The organism is Globicatella sanguinis, from assembly GCF_002847845.2.
Classification (GTDB): domain Bacteria; phylum Bacillota; class Bacilli; order Lactobacillales; family Aerococcaceae; genus Globicatella; species Globicatella sanguinis.
The window spans coordinates 1,074,091-1,095,627 of the sequence record NZ_CP126962.1 but is presented as its reverse complement, the minus strand read 5'-3'; the positions used below and the strand labels follow the sequence as shown (position 1 = coordinate 1,095,627).

Here is a 21,537-nt window from a genome sequence, read left to right as displayed (position 1 = left end):
ATGAAAAAGTTTTTATCTAAATATTGGGGCTGGGCTTTTCTAGCAATTCCCATCCTCTTACAAATTATATTTTTCTATTTTCCGATGATTCAAGGAGCCTTCTACAGTTTAACTAACTGGACGGGGTTAACCTATAATTTTGAATTTGTGGGGTTAAATAATTACAAAATATTAATGACCGATACAAAATTTATGTCCGCGATTGGGTTTACGATTATTTTAACGATAGCCTTAATTGCCGGTGAAATTGTCTTAGGGATTTTATTGGCGCGCGCCTTAAATTCCAAAATTAAAGGCCAAACCTTCTTTAGAGCATGGTTCTTCTTCCCGGCAGTGTTGTCAGGTTTGACGGTTTCATTAATTTTTAAACAAGTCTTTAACTATGGTTTACCGGCAATTGGCAATGCCTTAGGAATAGAGTGGCTACAAGTCAGTCTTTTAGGAACTAAATGGGGTGCGATTTTTGCCGTTATCTTTGTCATGTTATGGCAAGGGGTAGCGATGCCGATTATTATTTTCTTATCTGGTTTACAAAGTATTCCCCAAGAAATTATTGAAGCAGCCCGTGTTGATGGGGCGGATCAAAAACATATTTTCTGGTCGATTGAATTACCTTATTTAATACCAAGTATTACGATGGTGTTTATTATGGCTTTAAAAGCAGGGTTAACCGCTTTTGATCAAATCTTTGCTTTAACGGGTGGTGGACCCAATGATGCGACCACACCATTAGGTTTATTAGTTTATAATTATGCGTTCAAGAGTAATCAATATGGCTATGCTAATGCGATTGCCTTAGTTTTATTTGTAATTATCGGATTGATTTCAATTTTACAAATCCGTCTCTCAAAACGTTATGAAGTACAATAGAAAGGGTGAGCACTAATGAAAAATGAAGCATCAAAACGCAATACTTGGCAATATGGCTTATTAATAATTGGTGGAATTCTCATTCTTATTCCATTGTTGGTAACCATCTTAAGTTCATTTAAAACAACTAAAGATATCGTCGATAATTTCTTTAGCTGGCCTAAACCATTTATTTTAGATAACTATCAGACATTATTAGAGGATGGTATTAAAGATTATTTCTTAAACTCAACCATTATTACAGTAGTGTCACTATTGGCTGTCACGTTAGTTATTCCGGCAGCAGCCTTCTCGATTGCTCGTAATATGAGTAAAAGAAAAGCTTTTGCGATTATGTATAGTTTGTTAATTTTAGGAATCTTTGTACCGTTCCAAGTCATCATGATTCCGATTACCGTGATGATGAACCGTATTGGTATGGCCAATATGTGGGGGTTAATTTTGTTATATTTAACTTATGCTATCCCACAAACTTTATTCTTATATGTTGGTTACATTAAAGTGAGTGTACCAGAAAGTATGGATGAAGCAGCTGAGATTGATGGAGCGGATAAACTCACAACATATCGTAAAATTATTTTTCCGATGTTAAAACCGATGCATGCGACGACCATGATTATTAATGCTTTATGGTTCTGGAATGACTTTATGTTACCATTATTAATCTTGAATAAAGATTCGAGAATGTGGTCCTTACCGCTATTCCAATATAATTATACAGGACAATACTTCAATGATTTTGGTCCAAGCTTTGCCTCTTATATCGTGGGGATTGTGACCATCACATTGGTTTACTTAGTCTTCCAAAAACATATTATTGCGGGTATGAGTAATGGGGCAGTTAAATAATCATTGCGAGTATTAATCTGACTCGTTATTAGTTAAAAAAAGTGAAACTGGTGTTTGTAATATAACACCAGTTTTTCTATAATAAAGATAGAAATGAAACGTTATAAATTTTTTATAAGATTGAGGAGGTCAGTATATGAAAGAACAATTGTTATCGTTAATTGAACAAGGGTTTCCAACGATGGAAGAACCGATGCCACGTGGTGATATGCCGGGTGATAAAATCTTTTACTCAGAGGATTCATTCGACAAAGCCCAAACACTTTATAAAGAATTAATCTCAAGGGTTGATTTTGAAACAGAAGATAAAATTATCATATCAGTCAGTGGTGGATCTGGATCGGGTAAAACGACCTTGGCATCTATTCTAGCATTTTATTTTGAAAAAGCAGGTGTCGGCACTTATATTTTATCGGGAGATAATTATCCTCATCGTATTCCTGAATACAATGATGCGGAACGCGTTCAAATTTACCGAGATGCTGCCCAAAAAGCTTTGGTAGAACAAGGCCTTTATAATGACGAGATAAAAGCGGTCTTAGATAATATTTATCAAGTGTTCAATGATGGCAGTTTGGACTATTTATCTCAATATGATTGGTATCAAACTTATCATTTAGCTGGAAAGAGAGCTTTAGCTGATTATTTGGGCACCGATAAGGAATTAAATATCCCGGCGATTAATCGTGTCTTAAAAGAATTTAAAGAGGGCCATGACCACATTTGGTTAAAACGAATGGGACGCACACCAGATGCTTTATGGTATGACCAGGTCGATTTTTCAAACAAAAAAATAATGATTTTAGAGTGGACCCATGGTAATCACGCCGATTTAAGAGGGATTGATTTTAGACTGTTTTTAAATAGCACCCCAGCAGAAACAATGGCCTATCGTAAATTAAGAGCCCGTGATGGTCATGCGGACAGTGCTTTTGTCACGATGGTTCTTGGTATTGAACAAGAGAAATTACACCAACAAAGTCCAATGGCCGATTTAATCTTCTCAAAAGAGGGCGTCGTGTTAGATTATGATCAATATTTATCATTAATTGAAGGAGCGTAAACCGATGAATATTCAACCAATGTTAAATGTATATCCCGATAGTTTAGCTGAAAAATTAGAAGGGACGGTCGATTTTTTAGCGCGCCCTGAAGTAAAAGGCGCGTTTCAATCCGTTTATATCCTTCCTAGCTTTTATCATTCTGATTTAGACCGTGGCTTTTCAGTTATTGATTATGGCTTGAATCAAACTTTAGTGAGTGAACAGGACCTTCAATCTTTAGCGACTTTAGGCGTAAAGACGAAATTGGACTTCATCTTGAACCATGCTTCTGTCTTATCACCACAATTTCAGTCTATTGTTGAAGAGGGCAGTCACTCACCTTACTATGATTTCTTTATCGATTGGAATAAATTTTGGCAAGGACATGGTGAAATGACTGCAGAAGGGTATATTCAACCGGCTGCAGAATTTACTAACAAAATGTTCTTCCGTAAACCAGGCTTACCTATTTTAACGATTAGAACCAAAAATAATGAGCGATTGACTTTTTGGAATACCTTTTATCAAGAAAAAAAGTACCCACAAGTGACTACGCAACAATGGATGAAAGCATTGGCTATTCAATATGATCAAGCAGCAAGCATTCATGAAAAAGTACAAGCCCATCTTGAAGCGGATGCGCCATTGTCTGAATTAGATTTAGGAGCTTTGAATGCGTATTTGACCCCTGTTAAAGACTATTTAGAAACACATTGTGAATATTTAGGGCAAATGGATTTAAATATCAAATCTCCCTTAGTTTGGGAATTTTATGCGCAAACCTTAGACCAATTAAAAGCCTATGGAGCTAGTATCGTGCGTTTGGATGCTTTTGCTTATGGCCCGAAAGAAGTAGGAGAGCGCAATTTCTTAAATGATCCTGGAACCTGGGAATTATTGGATAAAGTGAGCCAATTAGCTAAAGAACGTGAGCTAACATTATTACCCGAAATCCATGAAAGCTATGAAGTAAAAATCCATGAGAAAATTGGCAACGAGGGCTATTTAGTTTATGACTTTTTCCTACCCGGATTAATTTTAGATACGATTGAAGGACAAAATGCTGAGCACTTAGCAACATGGATTGACGATATTTTAACGAAAGACCTAAAAACGGTCAACATGTTGGGCTGTCATGATGGGATCCCTTTATTAGACTTAAAAGGCTTATTACCAGAAACTCGTATTCAAGAATTGATTGACACTGTTGTCGGACGTGGTGGATATGTGAAGAATCTTCACGGCCAAAAAAATGTTTATTATCAAGTCAATGCGACTTACTTTAGTGCATTAGGCGAAGATGAGACCAAAATGATGTTAGCCCGTGCCATCCAACTCTTTATGCCAGGAAAACCACAAATTTGGTATTTAGATATTTTTGCTGGATCAAACAATCATGAAGCAGTTGCTAGAGCAGGGGCAGGTGGCCATAAAGAAATTAACCGTACGAATTTATCAGCGAAGGATATAGAAGCAGGCCTCATGAAAAAAGTGGTGAAAGATCAACTGGCATTGATCAAATTTAGAAGTCAATTTGAAGCCTTTAATGAGGACGCAACAATTCATTATGATGTAAAAGACACTCATCTATCAATCGAATGGCAATATAATGGTGCCAAAGCATTGATGACAGTGGACTTAAGTCAACCAACAAGCTTATTGGTGAGTGGTACCTCAGCTGATGGAACAACCGTCTTTGAGTATCAGGGATAATTATTTTAAATTAAATTTAGCACCAAAGTGGGAGTAGACCAGAAGTAGAAAATCGATTGATTTTCGCTTCGTCGGCCTACCCCCGCAAAGTTGAGTAGGTCTCAAGCAAGTCATTAAGACGCAGATCGAGACCACTCAACCACTGCGCTTTTAATTAGCGAACAATCACTTGATTGAATTTACTGAATTGAGGCCTAACCTCATTAAGACGCAGATCGAGACCACTCAACCACTACGCTATTAATTAATGAACAATATTCTTAACTAAATTTATCAAGTTTATACCCAGTCTAATTTAGCACCAAAGTGGGAGTGAACTAATCCTACCCTGGTGCTTTTTTTACATTTAATACCCTCTCTTATAATCCAATAAATTAACGGTTGGCATCTTGCCTTGCTGGTAAAGCGGAAAGTTTTCTAAGAAAATATCGATGATTCGCGGACTGTAAAAGTCACTAATCCCAGCTCGGTGTGGCGTAATAATGACATTCTGCATGTCCCATAAGGGGCTATCTGTTGGTAAAGGTTCGACTTCAAAGACATCTAAGCCAGCTCCTTTGATTTCATTATTTTGGAGTGCTTGTATCATGGCTTTTTCATCGACTGATTTGCCACGGCCTACATTGATAAAAATAGCCTCTTTAGCCATCGCGTTAAATTGTTTTTCAGCAAATAATTTATCCGTTGCCGGCGTATGCGGAAGGCTATTGACAATATAATCGTACTGACCAAGTAATGAATCGAGTTCTGCTATGGCATAACAATTGTTGAAATAATCAACAGCATGTCCGGTACGGTTCACTCCGTCTACCGTCATATCAAATGCTTGAGCAATTTTAGCAAATGCTTGTCCGATTTCACCTGTGCCAAGGGATAAAGCTTTTTTTCCTGTCAATTCACCATAATCGGCTGGGCGTTCCCATTGGTGTTTCATTTGATAATCTCTTGATGTATGGAGATGACGTGTAAACATAATTAAGTAACCGACAATTTGTTGAGCAATATTAGGAGCGTTCGCGCCTTTTGCGGTCGTGATTATAATTTCATGTTCAGCTAATTTATCTAAGGGAATGCTATCGACACCAACCATCCATAGTTGAATCCATTTAATTTTATGCTCCATCGTTAGCACGTCTACAATCATATCACTCCAACCTAAGATGATTTCATATTGTGCCAAATCTTCAGCTGTTATTTCAGATTCATTGATTGCGACCAAATTGGCTTGTGTTTTACTCTGTAATAATTTAAATTGTGCCTCATTCAATTGAGGCAGAACAGCAATTTTCATATAAACCTCCTATATTACACTTCTTTTCTTCATTTTAGCGTATGCGCAGTAAATATTCAAAAGAGTCGATTAATTGACAAGGTTAACTATAGGGTTATAATATATTTATTAGAAAATTATGAGAGGTGGAAGTATATGATCAATCGTGAGACAGCCCCAATTGAACAGACTTGGGACTTAACCACATTATTTCAAGATGAAAAAAGCTATGAGGAAGCACTCGACAAATTAGTGGTGGACACAGAAAACTTTACTAAACAGTATCGAGGTCAGATACAAACCGCTACCGATATTAATGCTGCTTTTGCTCATTATCGCTCGATTTTAGAAATAAGAGCACGCATCCTCCCTTATGCTAGTTTGCCTGTAAATGCGAACACTTTAGATAAAGAAGCACAAAATCGCTATAGTCATGCTAGTCGTATTTTAGCCAATGTATCGGCGCAATTATCTTTCTTTGAAAATGAAGTAGCGAACATTGCAGATGATATATTAAAAGAAGCGGCCAAAAATACAGAAGACCAATTAGCGATTACTAAATTGATTAAACAAAAACCACATCAATTATCGCCAGAAACAGAAGCGGCCTTAGCTGCATTATCCAATACACTTGACTATCCATATCAAGGTTATAATGACATTAAATTCAAAGATTTACAATTCCCAGATTTTGAAGTGAATGGACAATTACATGAAATGACCTATAACAGTTTTGAAGGGCGTCAAGAAGCGACCCCTGATACCGATCTTAGAAGAGCGGCTTTTCGTAACTTTTCCGATACTTTAAGTTGTTATCAAAATTCAACCGCCTCTGTTTATAATGCCCAAGTTCAAATGGAAAAAACGATGGCGACCTTACGTGGCTATGACTCAGTCATTGATTATTTACTTGAACGACAAGATGTATCGGTAGATTTATATAATCGTCAAATCGATGTGATTATGGAAGAATTAGCCCCTCATATGCGTCGTTATGCGAAATTAATTGGTGCTATCTATCAATTGGATGAAGTTCATTATGAGGATTTAAAATTGGATATCGACCCAACTTTCTCACCGAATGTAACCTATCAGGAAGCGCAACAGTATGTGTTGGATGGTTTAGCCCAATTAGGAGAAGATTATTTAGCGATTATGCGAGAAGCCTTTGATAATCGTTGGATTGATTATGCTGAAACACGTGGTAAGAGAACAGGTGCCTTTTGTAATTCACCTTATGGTACCAATTCATTTATCCTTATGTTCTTTTCAGAAAATATGTCCGATACGATGACTCTGGCTCATGAGTTAGGTCATGCAGGTCATTTCCAAATGGCGCATCGATATCAAAATATCTTAAATGCGCGTCCTTCGATGTACTTTGTAGAAGCGCCATCTACTGCTAATGAATTATTAGTAGAAAATCATTTATTAGATGTAGCAGGCGATGATGTCAGAATGAAGCGTTGGATTATCTCGCAAATGGTAGGAAAAACCTATTATCATAATTTCGTGACTCATTTATTAGAGGCTTATTATCAACGGGAAGTCTATCGCTTAGTGGATCAAGGAAAAAGTGTTGATGCGGAAACATTGAATCGTATTTATCGCGAAACCTTAGAAAAATTCTGGGGTGATAGTGTCCTACTAACAGAAGGGGCAGAACTTACTTGGATGCGTCAGCCTCATTATTATATGGGACTGTATTCATACTCTTATTCCGCAGGTTTAACTATCGGGACACAAGTAGCTAATAATATTCGTCAACAGGGAGCAGTAGCAGCCGAACAATGGATTAAGGTGTTGCAAATGGGCGGTTCTAAATCGCCATTGGAATTAGCCAAAGCAGCCGATGTAGATGTTTCAACTGATCAACCATTAAAATCAACGATTGCCTATATCGGACGTTTAATCGATCAATTAGAAAACTATACGAAAGAATTAAACAAATAATTGGGTTTATTAGTGTTGAGCAGAAGTTATAAAATGATCAATTAACACTTCTTAGCCCTTAAGTAAACTGAAAATATGCCAAGCTATGTTACTCAATAACTGTGCTGGTATAAAGCAAAAAAGACTGAGCAGATTAATTTCTGTCCAGTCTTTTATATATTTATCTTATTGTTCTAATAAAGCAAAACCTTCATCGATAACATTTTTCAATGTAGTAGCTGATAAATTCATTTTTTCAGTCTCAGCATCGTTTAATGGGATTTCGATAACTGTCTCGATACCTTGACGACCAATCACGGCTGGAGCTCCGATAAAGATATCTTTTTGACCATATTCACCATTTAAATATACTGATAATGGGAAGACCGCTTTATTATCATCTAAGATAGCTTTACAAATACTTGCTAAGGCAACAGCGATACCATAGTAAGTTGCACCTTTTTTAGCGATAATTTCATAAGCTGCATCACGTACTTTAAAGAAGATGTTAACTAATTCTTCTTCATCAACTTCTGGATGAATTTTAACCCAGTCAGCGATTTGTAATCCACCGATGTTAGCGTGTGACCAAACAGGGAATTCTGTATCACCGTGTTCACCTAAGATATAACCGTGAACGTTACGCGCATCAACGCTAACCAAGTCAGCAATACGTTGACGGAAACGTGCTGTATCTAATGAAGTACCTGATCCAATAACACGTTCTTTAGGAAAACCACTGAATTTCCAAGTTGCATAAGTTAAAACATCAACTGGGTTTGAAGCAATTAAGAAGATGCCATCGAAACCAGACGCAACAATTTCACCGATAATTCCTCTGAAAATTTTTAAGTTTTTGTGTACTAAGTCTAAACGTGTTTCACCTGGTTTTTGAGCAGCACCAGCAGTAATCACGACGATATCTGCATCGTGGCAGTCTGCGTATGAGGCAGCATAGATTTTTTTAGGCGAGGTAAATGCTAATGCACTTGATAAGTCTAAGGCATCCCCTTCTGTTTTCTCTGTGTTAATATCGATAATACCTAACTCACGACCAATATTTTGTGTAACAGTTGCAAATGCAAAACTTGAACCAACAGCGCCATCTCCAACTAAGATAATTTTGCTTTTTGATGATTTTTGTGACATTTAGCAAACCTCCTAAATTATTATGTTTTTTAAAGTATAACAAATAATTATATAAAATTAAAGCTAAAAAGAGTATTTTATCAAAGAAAAATATTGCTAACGCTTTATTTATAATGTAACAGTTTTCAAGTTGGACTAATACAGATTTATATAGAACGACTTTTTAAAATAGTTATGATATAATAAATCTACAGATTAACAATAGGTGGTACACAATGAAATTAATTATTGGATTAGGTAACCCAGGAAATAAATATGATGGGACACGTCATAATATTGGTTTTGATGTCGTTGACCGATTTTTGGACAAACATTCTTTATCAATGACGGATCAAAAGTTTAGAGCTGATTATACGAGCTGGCATCATAATGGTGAGCGAATTTATTTTATGAAGCCTTATACGTATATGAACTTATCAGGAGAAGCAGTTCTTCCTTTAATGAGTTATTTTGGTATTGGAATGGAAGATATTTTGGTTATATATGATGACTTGGATTTAGAACCGGGGCGTATTCGTTTACGTCGCAATGGGAGTTCGGGCGGCCATAATGGGATGAAGAGTATTATTGAGATGCTAGGTAGCCAAGAATTTAACCGTATCAAAGTCGGAATTGGTAGACCATCAGGTGGTTGGAAAGTTGTGGATCATGTTTTAGCACCATTTTCACCAGAAGATCGAGTGACGATTGACGCGACCATTGATCGAGTGGTTGAAGCAATCGAACATTGGATTGAACATGATGATTTTTCAGCAACCATGAATATTTACAATCAAAAATAACCTGTAAAATTTAAATCAAAATTGGCTTGGAGAGACGTGAACCTTCTTGCCAAACTAGAAATATTTATATTGGCGCAGTGATTGAGTATTTTTTAATAACGTCCATATAGACTTGTTTATTAACTACTCAATGGTGAGGGGGTGGGAGACGAAGCAGAAATAATCTTATTTTCTACTTGTTATCCACTCCCCTTTGTGTGTTGTTAGGAGAATTATATTAATGATAAATTATTTAAATAAAGAACCATTTTCAAAGGTTGTTCAGGAGCTGAATAAGTTTCAAGCTCCGGAAAGCCAACAATTAGTAACGGGGGTTGATGACAGCGCTCGGGCTGTTTTGTGGGCACAATTATTCAACGAACAACCAAGACAATTATTAATCGTTGAACCCGTTGCGACTCATTTGACCCAATTAGTTGATGATTTACAACAGTTATTGCCTGATTATCCGGTTCATTTATTTCCGGTAGAAGAAGCCATGCCGATTGAATTTTCAATGGCTTCATTTGATAATCAAGCGATGCGCGTTGAAGCTTTAACGGCTCTAGCAAGTGGTAAGCCATGTGTGATTGTCGCATCTGGTTTGGCATTGAGAAAAAGATTAACGCCGGTATCTATTTGGAAAGATGCCCAACTAACATTAAGCTTAGGAGATGATATTGAGCGATTCGAACTTGAAAAGCGTTTAAATTACTTAGGTTATACGCGTGAGTCAATGGTGCAAGCCCCGGGCGAATATAGTATCCGTGGTAGTATTATTGACTTCTATCCATTAAATTATGAATATCCAGTTCGTTTAGATTTCTTTGATATAGAATTAGATTCCATCCGTTTCTTTGATGCTGAAACCCAAGAATCGATTGACAATGCTGAGACAATTCAATTATTACCTGTTAAAGATGTTTTGTTCAGTTTAGAAGAACAACAAGCAGTCTTATCTCAAATTCAGGCTGATTTAAAAAAAAGAGTGAAAAAAATCAAAGATGATGAGACTCAAGAACAAGTTATGAAAGGGATGAGCGATCATCTTGAACGTCTTCAACATGGGGAGCCGTTGCAATATCATTTGGCTTACTTAGAATACCGTGATGCGAAGGGAACCACCCTTGTAGATTATTTAGCTGATAATGGCACCCTTATTATTAATGAATTAGATCGGATTCAAAATCGTGAGCGTCAATCGATTGAGGAAGATTTATTTTGGATTGAACAAGAAATGACTAAAGGGAATTTATTGCCTGGTCTTTCTATTAAAGTGGAAGCGACAGAACAAATAAAAAATGCCAAACAGCCTAAAATTTATTGTTCGGTCATTCAACGTGGATTAGGTAAATTAACGTTTAGAGCCATTCATCATATCCATTATCGCAGTATGAACCAATTCTTTAATCAAATGCCATTGGTTAAAACAGAAATCGATCATTGGTTGAAACAAGAAAATATTGTGCAGGTCGTTTTACCTACACTTGAAGAAGCTAGAAAAGCACAGGCTCGTTTTGAAGAATATGACATTCAACCGGTTGTCATTCAAGATACAGCCACCCTTAGTCCGCATGCGGTCAATATCGTAGTGGGTAATTTAACCAATGGATTTGAATTACCGGTTGCTAAATGGGTAGTGTTAACTGGTAAAGAATTATTCAATCAGGTTAAGCGTCGCAGTGTGCGCAAGCAAACTTTATCCAATGCTGAACGTATTAAAAGCTATTCAGAGCTTGAAATTGGAGACTATGTCGTCCATATTAATCATGGGATTGGGCAGTATACCGGGGTAGAAACCATTGAAATCAATGGCGTCCATCGCGATATGGTGTCGGTCGTCTACCAAGACAACTCGCGTATTTTATTACCTGTTGATCAAATTCAACTATTACAAAAATATGTCGCATCAGAATCCAAAGTACCTAAGTTAAATAAATTAGGGAGCGCTGAATGGCAGAAAACGAAAGCTAAGATAGCGACTAAAATTGAAGACATTGCGGATGAATTAATTGAGTTATACGCTAAACGTGAAAACCAAAAAGGCTATGCATTTGAACCTGATACACCAGAGCAAGCAGCGTTTGAAAATGCTTTTAGTTATGTAGAAACAGATGATCAATTACGTTCTACGGCTGAAATTAAAGCCGATATGGAAAGAGAACGGCCAATGGATCGCTTATTAGTCGGTGATGTTGGCTATGGTAAGACCGAAGTCGCAATGCGAGCGGCTTTTAAGGCCGTAATGGATGGTAAACAAGTGGCCTTTCTGGTACCGACTACTATTTTAGCGCAACAACATTATAATACTTTAATTGAACGTTTCGTTGACTTTCCTGTTAATATAGGCCTTTTAAGTCGCTTCGTTACGCAAAAGCAACAAAAAGAAACGATAACAGGATTAGCTTTAGGTAACATCGATATTGTCGTTGGTACGCATAGAGTTTTATCGAAAGATATTGAATTTGCCGATTTAGGGCTATTAGTAGTCGATGAAGAGCAACGTTTTGGGGTAAAACATAAAGAACGCTTGAAACAATTAAAATCTCAAGTCGATGTCTTAACCTTAACCGCAACCCCGATACCAAGAACCTTGCATATGTCGATGATTGGTGTGCGTGACTTATCGGTTATTGAGACACCACCAAATGATCGTTTCCCTGTGCAAACTTATGTGATGGAGCGAAATGAAGCAGCGATTAAATCGGCCGTTGAACGTGAAATGGCCCGTGGTGGACAGTGTTTTTATTTATATAATCGGGTCGCAACCATCGATCAACGTGCCCAAGAATTACAAGAATTAGTACCAGAGGCTCGCGTTGCGGTTGCGCATGGTCAAATGACAGAAGTGCAATTAGAGACCATCTTAATCGATTTTATCAATGGTGCGTATGATATATTAGTCACGACCACGATTATTGAAACCGGTGTGGATATTCCCAATGCGAATACCTTATTTGTCGATATGGCTGACCATATGGGACTTTCAACTTTGTATCAATTAAGAGGACGTGTGGGTCGAACCAACCGGGTTGCATATGCCTACTTAATGTATGAACCTTTTAAACAATTAAGTGAAATCAGTGCCAAACGATTACAAGCGATTCAAGAATTTACTGAATTGGGGAGTGGCTTTAAAATTGCGATGCGTGACTTATCGATTCGTGGCGCTGGTAATTTATTAGGGAAGCAACAATCAGGCTTTATCGATTCTGTCGGTTTTGATATGTATTCACAAATGTTAAAAGAAGCCGTGGATGTTAAACGTGGCTTGAAGAAACCTGTCTCAGAGGAAACATCAGAAAATATTGAGTGGGATTTAATGATCGATGCTTATATACCATCTTTATATATTAGTGATGAACGTCAGAAAATTGCTATTTATAAATCCATTCAACAAGTGGATTCTGAAGAAGCTTATCGTCAATTACAAGATCAGTTGATTGACCGTTTTGGTGAATTTCCTGATGAAGTGAGTGATTTATTAGAGATTGCCTTAATTAAGCATTATGGGTTATTAGCTGGCGTTGAACAAATTAAGCAGAAAAATGATCAAGTGGAAGTGACCTTTAATCCGCGCATGACACTGAAATTACAAGGGGCAACCATTTTCGAGTTATTGCAAGACATTCCGGTTAAAATTAAAGTAGCGGTAGAAAATGAACAGCTGAAGGTAACCTTACAAGTTCGAGGCATACCAAGTTATCAATGGTTAGGTTATTTGAAAAACTTAACCCAAGCCATTGCTGAAAGAAATAAAGTAAAGGAGCAATAGTAGATGAGATTAGATAAGTTTTTAAAAGTATCACGATTGATAAAACGACGTACCGTTGCCAAAGAAGTAGCCGATCAAGGACGTATTAAGATTAATGATACTGTTGCTAAATCGAGTTCAACCGTTAAGATTGGTGATACCCTAGAGATTCGTTTTGGTAATCGCATTATGACGGTCGAAGTTTTAGATATTCGTGATACGACGAAGAAAAATGAAGCGGTCGAATTATATAAAATTATCTCTGAAGAAAGAATTGAAAAAGAAATTCCAATTATTGATGAATTTTTAAGTTAAACCTTCATCAACATCACGAATCCTAAGTTTCAAACGAATAATTAATAAAATTTTAAAAGAAAAAAATATCCTTTTATGGTAATTATTTTCTTTCAATGATATACTCATGATGTATGAGTATTGGAGGTGAGACAATGGCTCAATATATTAGAAATAAATCTAAGAAAACTATCAAAGGAAAATATCAAAAGCAGTTTAACATCGTTTTTACTGTAGTTTGTTTACTTTTGATTGGGGCAGCTTGCTTATCTTTAATGAAGAACATTGGTAAAAAGCAAGCGACGCTTGAGCAATTGACTCAAGTCCAAGCAAAACATAATCAAGCGGTCGAAAAAAATCGACAAGCGCAACAAGAATACAAAAAAGTACAAGATAGTGAATATTTAGAACAAGTCGCACGCCGAGATTACTATTACTCAAAAGAAGGCGAAATTATTTTCGACCTTGGAGAGACGGAATCTGTTTCAGAAGAAACAACCATCCTTCCAGAATAATTTATTTAATGTTTTACAATGTCTTATTATGAAAGACAATTTTTAAGGAGGAAAAAGCATTTTATGTCAGTTGAAGTGGGGCAGAAAGTTACAGGGAAAGTAACCGGGATTACACATTTTGGTGCTTTTGTCGAATTGCCAGAGAATCAATCTGGATTAGTTCATATTAGTGAGGTATCCGATGGGTTCGTAAAAGATATCAATTCCGTTCTTTCGGTAGGACAAGAAGTGGAAGTAAAGGTATTGACTATCGCCAACGATGGAAAGATTAGTTTATCAATCCGTCAAGCTAATGAAAATAAAACAGTGGAGAGACCTCAACGTCAAGGTTTTAGAAAAGGGTCAGACAATCAGTCGTCAGAACCAAAATTTAAAAAGAATTTTGATGGCGTAAGTAATGAGAATCGTAATTTCCCAAATAAATTTGGAAATCAAAATACGAATCATCAAAATAATCGTCAAACAAGCGATTTTGATCAACTGATGAGTAATTTCCTTAAAGATAGTGAAGAACGTTTAACTTCAATCAAACGTAATACAGAAGGTAAACGTGGTGGCCGCGGCGGACGTCGTAGCTAATAACATTTAGATAAAGCACTTGTTTTTGACCGCAGGTTATAAGCAAGTGCTTGTTTTATGTGAAAGACAGGTGTATATAGATGGAAAAAACGATTGTCAAAGTGAAAAATCAACTCGGTGCTTGGAAAGAGTGGCAACAAGCGAAAGTGGTCTTACTAGCCGTTTCAGGTGGCGTCGATTCAGTCGTGTTATTGGATATCATTTATAAATTAAACCAAGAACTAGCGCAACCTAAAAAAATCGTCCTAGCTCATTTTAATCATCACCTTCGACAAGAAAGTGATATTGATGCGAATGTGGCGAAAACATTAGCCGAAAAACATCAAATTATTTATTATGTAAAAAGTTGGGAAAATCCAGCAACTAAAAATGTCGAAGCAGCGGCAAGAGATGCTCGTTATCAATTTTTTGCAGAAATCATTGAAAAAGAAGCAGTGGATATCTTATTAACGGGTCATCACTTAAATGATCTAGCTGAGACGGTACTGATGCGTTTAACACGCGGAACGTCGTTAAAAGGATTGCGAGGGATCGAAGCCAATTATCGTCGTTTGTTAATGACGATTGACCAAAGACCGGTGTACGTTCAAATGATGCGCCCGTTATTAACGATTGCTAAAACCGAATTATATGATTATGCAGCAGAACATGATTTAGAATTTGTAGAAGATGCTTCTAATCAAGATACCAAATATTTCCGCAATCGAATTCGTCATCAAATTTTGCCTGTATTAGAGCAAGAAAATCCTAATTTTTTAGAAAACATGTTAGCCCTTCAAGAGCAATTACAAGCAAGTTATTCGGTACACTATGCAAATTATTTAAAACGTGAGCCAATGTTATTAATGTATTCAGAAAAATTGCGTTGGGTTTTATATGTACCAGCTTTTGTTGAGTTAGAAGAAAATCAACGAAAAGTGTTTTTAGCCCTCTTTTTTGAAGAGCGTTTAGTGGAAGATATTCCAACCTATACGAAAGAGGCAATAGATCGAGTTGATCAAGTGATTATGAATGACCGTCTACCGAATAGTAGTTTTCAATTAAATGAAAATTGGGTGGTGCGACGTGAATATGATTTTATCTATATCCAACCTAAGGAAGAAGAAAAACAGCTTGATCAAAAATTGAGTGTTCAAATTAAGCATCTTAATCACTGGCATATCATTAGTGAGAAAGAACAAATTGGATTATTTGATGAACGTTATTTTTCAACCTCTCAAGTATTGGAAATGGACTATTCTTTACGCTTGTATTTAAAACCCGACCAGCTACCAGGTTTTTATGTGCGCCATCGTAAAGATGGTGATCGTTTAGCCTTAAACGATGGACATGGCGATATTTTTCATAAAAAAGTGAGTCGTTATATGATAGATAATAAGATTCCCTTAAATGATCGCAATCAAATGTGGTTGCTTTGTGACCGACAAGAAGAAGTCATCGCCATTATCGGTCATATTTCTTCAAGAAATTATCGTCATCGCCATCCAGCGGCTGAAAGTTACTTGTTTTTATATCGAAAAATGCAAGACTAATAGAAAAGATTATGTTAAAATGAAGGTTATCGAAAGGTTAAAGGAGACTCATATGTTAGAACAAGATATTGAACGTGTAGTAGTAAGTAGAGAAGAAATCAAGGCTGCATGTGAAAAATTAGGTAAACAATTAACAGAAGATTATCAAGGTAAAGACGTGCTGGTTGTAGGAATTTTACGTGGCGCTGCTTTATTCATGATGGATATTATTAGAGAAATGGATTGCCATCTTGAAATGGATTTTATGGATGTTTCAAGTTATCATGGTGGAACTTCTTCATCAGGTGAAGTTAAGATTATTAAAGACTTAGACTCTCGCGTTGAAGGGCGTCATATTTTAATTGTAGAAGACATTATTGATACGGGACGTACATTGCGTTATATCATGGATTTATTAAAATACCGTAAAGCAGCCTCAGTCAAAGTGTGTGCTTTAACTGACAAACCAGAAGGTCGTGTTGTTAAAGATGTAAAAGCGGACTATGTAGGGATTGAAGTTCCTAATGAGTTTTTAGTAGGATATGGCTTGGATTACGAACAAAAATATCGTAACTTACCTTATATTGGGGTTTTAAAGCCAGAAATCTATACTAAAAGCAAAGCATAGGACTTTTCGAATTTAATATGGTATGATAGTCAAGATATTAAATCGGATCGGAGGATAAAAGATTATATGAATAACCCAAAACGAAATAATCCCAATAATAAAAAACCGAATCGCAATATGATGAAAGGACCATTCTTTTACTTATTGCTCTTCTTAGCATTTATGGGGATTTTCCAATTATTTACGGGTGATTTATTTTCAGGTAATAAATCAAATGAGATAAGCGCCAGTGAATTTGTAGAAAAGTTAGAAGATGGACAAATTAAGTCCTTTGAAATTCAGGCAGGGGCTGGAGTTTATAATATTAATGGTCAATTCAATTCGACCGCTGAAACTCAAACCACTGACCGGGATACTTTTATTGAAGTTTTACAAAATTCGAGTACCTCGAATCGTTTTACCACCAAAGTGTTGGGTAACGATTCAACCATTAGACAAATAACCGAATTAGCACAAAACTCAGAAACAGAAATTAAGACGATTTCAGAATCAAACTTAGAAATGTGGATATCGATAATCCCATTTGTGATTTTAATGATTCCGGCATTCTTCTTAATGTTTTCGATTTTCCAACAAAGTGGCGGTGGCGGTGGCCGTAATGTGATGAACTTTGGTAAAACCAAATCACGTGAAGTAAATAAAGAGAAAGTCAAAGTACGCTTCTCTGATGTTGCCGGTGCTGAGGAAGAAAAACAAGAATTAGTTGAGATTGTGGATTTCTTAAAAAATCCTAAAAAATATGCTGAATTAGGCGCACGTATTCCTTCAGGGGTCTTATTAGAAGGTCCTCCAGGGACAGGTAAAACCTTATTAGCAAAAGCCGTCGCTGGTGAAGCCGGTGTCCCATTCTTTAGTATTTCAGCGTCAGAATTCGTTGAGATGTTCGTTGGGGTCGGAGCGAGCCGTGTACGTGATTTATTTGAAAATGCAAAAAAAGCAGCACCTGCAATTATCTTTATTGATGAGATTGATGCTGTTGGTCGTCAACGTGGAGCTGGTATGGGTGGTGGCCACGATGAACGTGAACAAACCCTTAACCAATTGTTAGTTGAGATGGATGGTTTTGAGGGAAATGAAGCCGTAATTGTGATTGCTGCAACGAACCGTTCAGATGTGTTAGACCCGGCTTTATTACGTCCAGGACGTTTTGACCGCCAAATTTTAGTTGGTAATCCAGATGTAAAAGGTCGTGAAGCGATTCTGAAAGTTCATGCCCGCAATAAGAAGTTCGCACCAGATGTGGATTTAAAAGTCATTGCACAACAAACACCAGGTTCATCAGGAGCGGAGTTAGAAAACTTATTAAACGAGGCCGCTTTAATTGCAGCCCGCTTCAATCGTAAAGAAATTACGATGGGTGACTTAGATGAAGCGCAAGACCGTGTGGTAGCTGGACCAGCTAAACAAGACCGTGTCATTTCAGTAGCACAAAGAAGAACCATTGCTTATCATGAAGCCGGTCATACGGTTGTCGGAATGGTCTTAAGTGATGCACGAGTGGTTCATAAAGTAACCATTGTACCACGTGGTCGAGCAGGTGGTTATGCGATTATGTTACCTAAAGAAGATCGCTTTATCGTGACCAAGAAAGAATTATATGAACAAGTTGTTGGTTTATTAGGTGGACGTGTGGCTGAAGAAATTGTCTTTAATTCACAATCTACCGGCGCAAGTAATGACTTTGAACAAGCGACTAACATTGTCCGTGCTATGGTAACCCAATACGGAATGTCAGATAAATTAGGTACGGTTCAATTTGAAGGCAATGAATCTGTTTTCGTTGGTCGTCAATATGGACAAAGTGCCCATTATTCAGAGCAAATTTCTTACGAAATCGACTTAGAAATTCGTCGTATTATGAATGAAGCCCATGAAGAAGCACATCGTATTATTAACGAACATCGCGAACAATTAAATGTGATCGCTGAAAAATTATTAGAAGTTGAAACCTTAGATAAACGTCAAATTAAATCACTTTTTGAAACAGGTGAAATGCCAACACCTTATAGTAATGGTGAAGAACCAGAAGAAGAAGTGAGAACATTTGAAGAAGCTAAAGAAAAAGCGGATCGTGATTTAGAAACTAATTTAGCTGAAGATGAAGCTAAACATCATCCACATGCTACTGAGAGTTCAAACGATTCTAACAAGCTGAATTCAGAAGTCGACGGTGAATTTGAAGAATTATCTTCAGAATCAGATTCAACCGAAACTAATTTAGACGAAGAATAATCAACATTAATTAGTATCAAAGAGGCTGGGTAATTGCTAAAATTTTCCCGGCCTCCATTTTTTCTTTTAATTTAAATTATGCTTAGAAAATGAAATGCGTTATGACGAGCGATTGAGTGGATTAAAAAGGTAAACATTCAATTGTCTATTTGAGTCAAAGAACTTTCAATTTAAAAAACTTTTTGTTAAACTATGAAAGGTTATTTACAACTGAGATAGAAATAACATGGTAAATAAAATGATTCGATGAGAGGAATAAAGAATATGACAGATCAAATTTTAAAAGCTGTTGCCTATGATGGGCAAGTGCGGGTGTTTGTATTAGACTTTACTGAAACGGTTGATGAAGCACATCGTCGTCATGATACATGGCACACATCCACTGCGGCTTTAGGACGAACATTGGTAGCTACTAGTTTATTAGGATCCAACTTAAAAGGAGAAGATCGCATCAGTGTGGAAGTACTAGGTGAAGGTCCTGCTGGACGTATCGTCACTGATGGCGACTCCGTTGGAAATGTACGCGGATATATCCAAAATCCCCATGTTGCTTTAGAATTAAATGATAAAGGAAAATTGGATGTAGCGGGTGCGGTAGGATTACCGGGCACCTTAACCGTTAGAAAGTATATTACGGGTGCAGATGAACCATTCTCAGGTCAAGTACCATTAATCAGTGGTGAATTAGCAGAAGACTTCACTTATTATATGGCGATTTCAGAACAAACACCTTCTTCCATTGGATTGAGTGTTTTAGTTAACCCTGATGAATCAGTAGCAGCAGCAGGTGGTTTTATGATTCAAGTGATGCCAGGTGCCACTGAAGAAACAATCGATAATTTAGAAGCGCGTATTAATTCCATTGGTCGCTTCTCTGATTTGCTAGATCAAAAGAAACCATTAGAAGAATTATTAGATATTTTAGTAGGTGAAAATAATTCTAAAATTTTAGATAAGCATGAGGTTGCGTTCTACTGTCCATGTAGTAAAGAACGTTTTGCTAAAAGTTTAAAAATGATTGGTAATGATGAGATTAATGCAATGATCGAAGAAGATCATGGAGCAGAACTAGTGTGTCATTATTGTAATGAACATTATCAATTTACTGAAGATGAATTAAAGGCATTAGTAGTTGAGGGATAGTTATGTTTAAAATAGGAAATATACAAATTGATAATCCGATTGTGGTGGCACCGATGGCCGGAGTATCAAATTCGGCATTTAGAACGATTGTCAAACAATTCGGAGCTGGATTAGTAGTCTGTGAAATGATTAGTGACAAAGGGATTCAATTCCGTAATGAAAAGACCTTAAGTATGTTGCATATCGCTGAAAATGAATATCCTTTAAGTATTCAAATTATGGGTGGTAATCGCGAAACATTGGTTGAAGCAGCAAAATATGTGGCTGAAAATACGGAATGTGCCATCATTGATATTAATATGGGCTGTCCGGTTAATAAGGTCATTAAAGCAGAAGCGGGTGCTCGTTGGTTATTAGATCCTAACAAAGTTTATGAAATGGTATCATCTGTAGTGGATGCAGTCGATAAGCCTGTTACAGTAAAAATGCGTACTGGTTGGGATGATGAACATTTATATGCAATTGAAAATGCCTTAGCGGCTGAACGTGCGGGCGCTTCAATGGTAGCGATGCATGGCCGTACACGTGTGCAAATGTATGAAGGCAAAGCCAATTGGGATATTTTAAAAGCTGTTAAAAAGGAGCTAAAAACCATTCCTTTTATCGGTAATGGTGATGTTCGAACTCCTGAACAAGCCAAACATCTATTAGAAACAACGGGTGTTGACGGAGTAATGGTTGGTCGGGCAGCTCTAGGAAATCCTTGGGTAATTAAACAAATGGTACACTATCTAGAAACCGGTGAAATTTTACCACCAATGAATGCTCGTGAGAAAATCGATACAGCGATTGACCATTTAGATCGTTTAGTAGCATTAAAAGGGGATAGAACCGCCACTAAAGAATTCCGTTCACAAGCACATTATTATTTAAAAGGGATTCCACGTTCATCAAAAGTCAAAGTAGCGATTAATGAGACCGAAGAATCAGATACAGTGAAAAAATTATTATTAGATTTTGTAGAAGTAGCTGAGATGCATGAAGAAAAACAAGCAGAACGTCGCTTAGAACGTTTAGCTAAACGTGAAGAAGCAGCGAATGAGTAGTATTGAATTGAGATAGTGAAGCTGCTCGTTTTAGAAAAGGAACGAAGTGGCTTGGTAGTGTTTCCCCCGCGGATTTAAAGTTACTGGCTTTTGCTATGATACTACCTTGTTGCTGTGTTTAAAGACCTTATGCGTAATATAATTAATAATTTTAGAGAGAAGTAAACAATTTTCGTAAGAAAATACGTTTTCATCTCTCTTTTTTTAGTGAAATGAAATAATTTTTGTAGTATGATAAGTCTACTTAA

Annotated in this window: 17 protein-coding genes; 15 read left to right on the top strand and 2 right to left on the bottom strand. The window is 36.8% G+C overall.

Annotated features, from left to right (window positions below; genetic code table 11):
• The 4 genes from CYJ72_RS04725 (at position 1) to CYJ72_RS04710 (ending at position 4,475) form a co-directional block, all read left to right on the top strand.
• A complete protein-coding gene (locus CYJ72_RS04725) occupies positions 1-870 on the top strand; it encodes a carbohydrate ABC transporter permease (RefSeq protein ID WP_066126316.1) in 870 nt (289 codons plus the stop codon).
• A 15-nt stretch (positions 871-885) separates the two neighbouring features.
• Positions 886-1,719, top strand: a complete 834-nt coding sequence (locus tag CYJ72_RS04720) for a carbohydrate ABC transporter permease (RefSeq protein ID WP_066126318.1) — start codon at positions 886-888, stop codon at positions 1,717-1,719.
• A gap of 136 nt (positions 1,720-1,855) precedes the next feature.
• Complete coding sequence (locus CYJ72_RS04715; protein WP_101813946.1) at positions 1,856-2,782, top strand: zeta toxin family protein; 927 nt, start codon at positions 1,856-1,858, stop codon at positions 2,780-2,782.
• A 4-nt stretch (positions 2,783-2,786) separates the two neighbouring features.
• Positions 2,787-4,475, top strand: a complete 1,689-nt coding sequence (locus CYJ72_RS04710) for an alpha-amylase family protein (RefSeq protein ID WP_066126322.1) — start codon at positions 2,787-2,789, stop codon at positions 4,473-4,475.
• A gap of 346 nt (positions 4,476-4,821) precedes the next feature.
• On the opposite strand, the gene CYJ72_RS04705 is transcribed toward CYJ72_RS04710, so the two are convergent.
• Complete coding sequence (locus CYJ72_RS04705) at positions 4,822-5,766, bottom strand: D-2-hydroxyacid dehydrogenase (protein ID WP_066123778.1); 945 nt, start codon at positions 5,764-5,766, stop codon at positions 4,822-4,824.
• A gap of 135 nt (positions 5,767-5,901) precedes the next feature.
• Here CYJ72_RS04705 and pepF point away from each other — a divergent pair, with 135 nt between their 5' ends.
• Positions 5,902-7,698, top strand: a complete 1,797-nt coding sequence (pepF, locus tag CYJ72_RS04700) for an oligoendopeptidase F (protein ID WP_284630769.1) — start codon at positions 5,902-5,904, stop codon at positions 7,696-7,698.
• A 165-nt stretch (positions 7,699-7,863) separates the two neighbouring features.
• On the opposite strand, the gene CYJ72_RS04695 is transcribed toward pepF, so the two are convergent.
• A complete protein-coding gene (locus CYJ72_RS04695) occupies positions 7,864-8,826 on the bottom strand; it encodes an L-lactate dehydrogenase (RefSeq protein WP_101813782.1) in 963 nt (320 codons plus the stop codon).
• A 215-nt stretch (positions 8,827-9,041) separates the two neighbouring features.
• Between CYJ72_RS04695 and pth the strand changes: the two genes are divergently transcribed.
• The 10 genes from pth to dusB all read left to right on the top strand — a co-directional run bounded on the left by pth (position 9,042) and on the right by dusB (position 21,289).
• Entirely contained in the window at positions 9,042-9,608 is a 567-nt protein-coding gene (gene pth, locus CYJ72_RS04690) for an aminoacyl-tRNA hydrolase (RefSeq protein WP_101813783.1), read from the top strand.
• A gap of 220 nt (positions 9,609-9,828) precedes the next feature.
• Positions 9,829-13,362, top strand: coding sequence for a transcription-repair coupling factor (gene mfd, locus CYJ72_RS04685; protein ID WP_284630766.1), 3,534 nt, complete (start codon positions 9,829-9,831; stop codon positions 13,360-13,362).
• Positions 13,363-13,365: 3 nt separating this feature from the next.
• Entirely contained in the window at positions 13,366-13,656 is a 291-nt protein-coding gene (locus CYJ72_RS04680) for an RNA-binding S4 domain-containing protein (RefSeq protein ID WP_071408936.1), read from the top strand.
• A 134-nt stretch (positions 13,657-13,790) separates the two neighbouring features.
• Positions 13,791-14,150: an FtsB family cell division protein gene (locus CYJ72_RS04675; RefSeq protein WP_284630764.1), complete on the top strand. Its 360-nt coding sequence runs from the start codon at positions 13,791-13,793 to the stop codon at positions 14,148-14,150.
• 63 nt (positions 14,151-14,213) lie between these two features.
• The gene (locus CYJ72_RS04670) at positions 14,214-14,729 is read left to right on the top strand and encodes a S1 domain-containing RNA-binding protein (protein WP_066123756.1); all 516 of its coding nucleotides are present in this window, start codon (positions 14,214-14,216) and stop codon (positions 14,727-14,729) included.
• A gap of 80 nt (positions 14,730-14,809) precedes the next feature.
• Positions 14,810-16,261, top strand: a complete 1,452-nt coding sequence (gene tilS / locus CYJ72_RS04665; RefSeq protein ID WP_284630761.1) for a tRNA lysidine(34) synthetase TilS — start codon at positions 14,810-14,812, stop codon at positions 16,259-16,261.
• A gap of 52 nt (positions 16,262-16,313) precedes the next feature.
• A complete protein-coding gene (hpt, locus tag CYJ72_RS04660) occupies positions 16,314-16,868 on the top strand; it encodes a hypoxanthine phosphoribosyltransferase (RefSeq protein ID WP_066123749.1) in 555 nt (184 codons plus the stop codon).
• A 66-nt stretch (positions 16,869-16,934) separates the two neighbouring features.
• Entirely contained in the window at positions 16,935-19,100 is a 2,166-nt protein-coding gene (ftsH, locus tag CYJ72_RS04655) for an ATP-dependent zinc metalloprotease FtsH (RefSeq protein ID WP_101813787.1), read from the top strand.
• A 264-nt stretch (positions 19,101-19,364) separates the two neighbouring features.
• Positions 19,365-20,243 carry an Hsp33 family molecular chaperone HslO gene (hslO, locus tag CYJ72_RS04650; protein ID WP_101813788.1) on the top strand — a complete coding sequence of 293 codons (879 nt, stop codon included), beginning with the start codon at positions 19,365-19,367 and terminating at the stop codon, positions 20,241-20,243.
• Positions 20,244-20,245: 2 nt separating this feature from the next.
• A complete protein-coding gene (gene dusB / locus CYJ72_RS04645) occupies positions 20,246-21,289 on the top strand; it encodes a tRNA dihydrouridine synthase DusB (RefSeq protein WP_066123742.1) in 1,044 nt (347 codons plus the stop codon).
• Positions 21,290-21,537: the final 248 nt, after the last annotated feature.

Coding starts and splice junctions, on each gene's coding strand:
- CYJ72_RS04725 (WP_066126316.1), top strand. CDS start 1: ATGAAAAAGTTTTTATCTAAATATTGGGGCTGGGCTTTTCTAGCAATT.
- CYJ72_RS04720 (WP_066126318.1), top strand. CDS start 886: ATGAAAAATGAAGCATCAAAACGCAATACTTGGCAATATGGCTTATTA.
- CYJ72_RS04715 (WP_101813946.1), top strand. CDS start 1,856: ATGAAAGAACAATTGTTATCGTTAATTGAACAAGGGTTTCCAACGATG.
- CYJ72_RS04710 (WP_066126322.1), top strand. CDS start 2,787: ATGAATATTCAACCAATGTTAAATGTATATCCCGATAGTTTAGCTGAA.
- CYJ72_RS04705 (WP_066123778.1), bottom strand. CDS start 5,766: ATGAAAATTGCTGTTCTGCCTCAATTGAATGAGGCACAATTTAAATTA.
- pepF (WP_284630769.1), top strand. CDS start 5,902: ATGATCAATCGTGAGACAGCCCCAATTGAACAGACTTGGGACTTAACC.
- CYJ72_RS04695 (WP_101813782.1), bottom strand. CDS start 8,826: ATGTCACAAAAATCATCAAAAAGCAAAATTATCTTAGTTGGAGATGGC.
- pth (WP_101813783.1), top strand. CDS start 9,042: ATGAAATTAATTATTGGATTAGGTAACCCAGGAAATAAATATGATGGG.
- mfd (WP_284630766.1), top strand. CDS start 9,829: ATGATAAATTATTTAAATAAAGAACCATTTTCAAAGGTTGTTCAGGAG.
- CYJ72_RS04680 (WP_071408936.1), top strand. CDS start 13,366: ATGAGATTAGATAAGTTTTTAAAAGTATCACGATTGATAAAACGACGT.
- CYJ72_RS04675 (WP_284630764.1), top strand. CDS start 13,791: ATGGCTCAATATATTAGAAATAAATCTAAGAAAACTATCAAAGGAAAA.
- CYJ72_RS04670 (WP_066123756.1), top strand. CDS start 14,214: ATGTCAGTTGAAGTGGGGCAGAAAGTTACAGGGAAAGTAACCGGGATT.
- tilS (WP_284630761.1), top strand. CDS start 14,810: ATGGAAAAAACGATTGTCAAAGTGAAAAATCAACTCGGTGCTTGGAAA.
- hpt (WP_066123749.1), top strand. CDS start 16,314: ATGTTAGAACAAGATATTGAACGTGTAGTAGTAAGTAGAGAAGAAATC.
- ftsH (WP_101813787.1), top strand. CDS start 16,935: ATGAATAACCCAAAACGAAATAATCCCAATAATAAAAAACCGAATCGC.
- hslO (WP_101813788.1), top strand. CDS start 19,365: ATGACAGATCAAATTTTAAAAGCTGTTGCCTATGATGGGCAAGTGCGG.
- dusB (WP_066123742.1), top strand. CDS start 20,246: ATGTTTAAAATAGGAAATATACAAATTGATAATCCGATTGTGGTGGCA.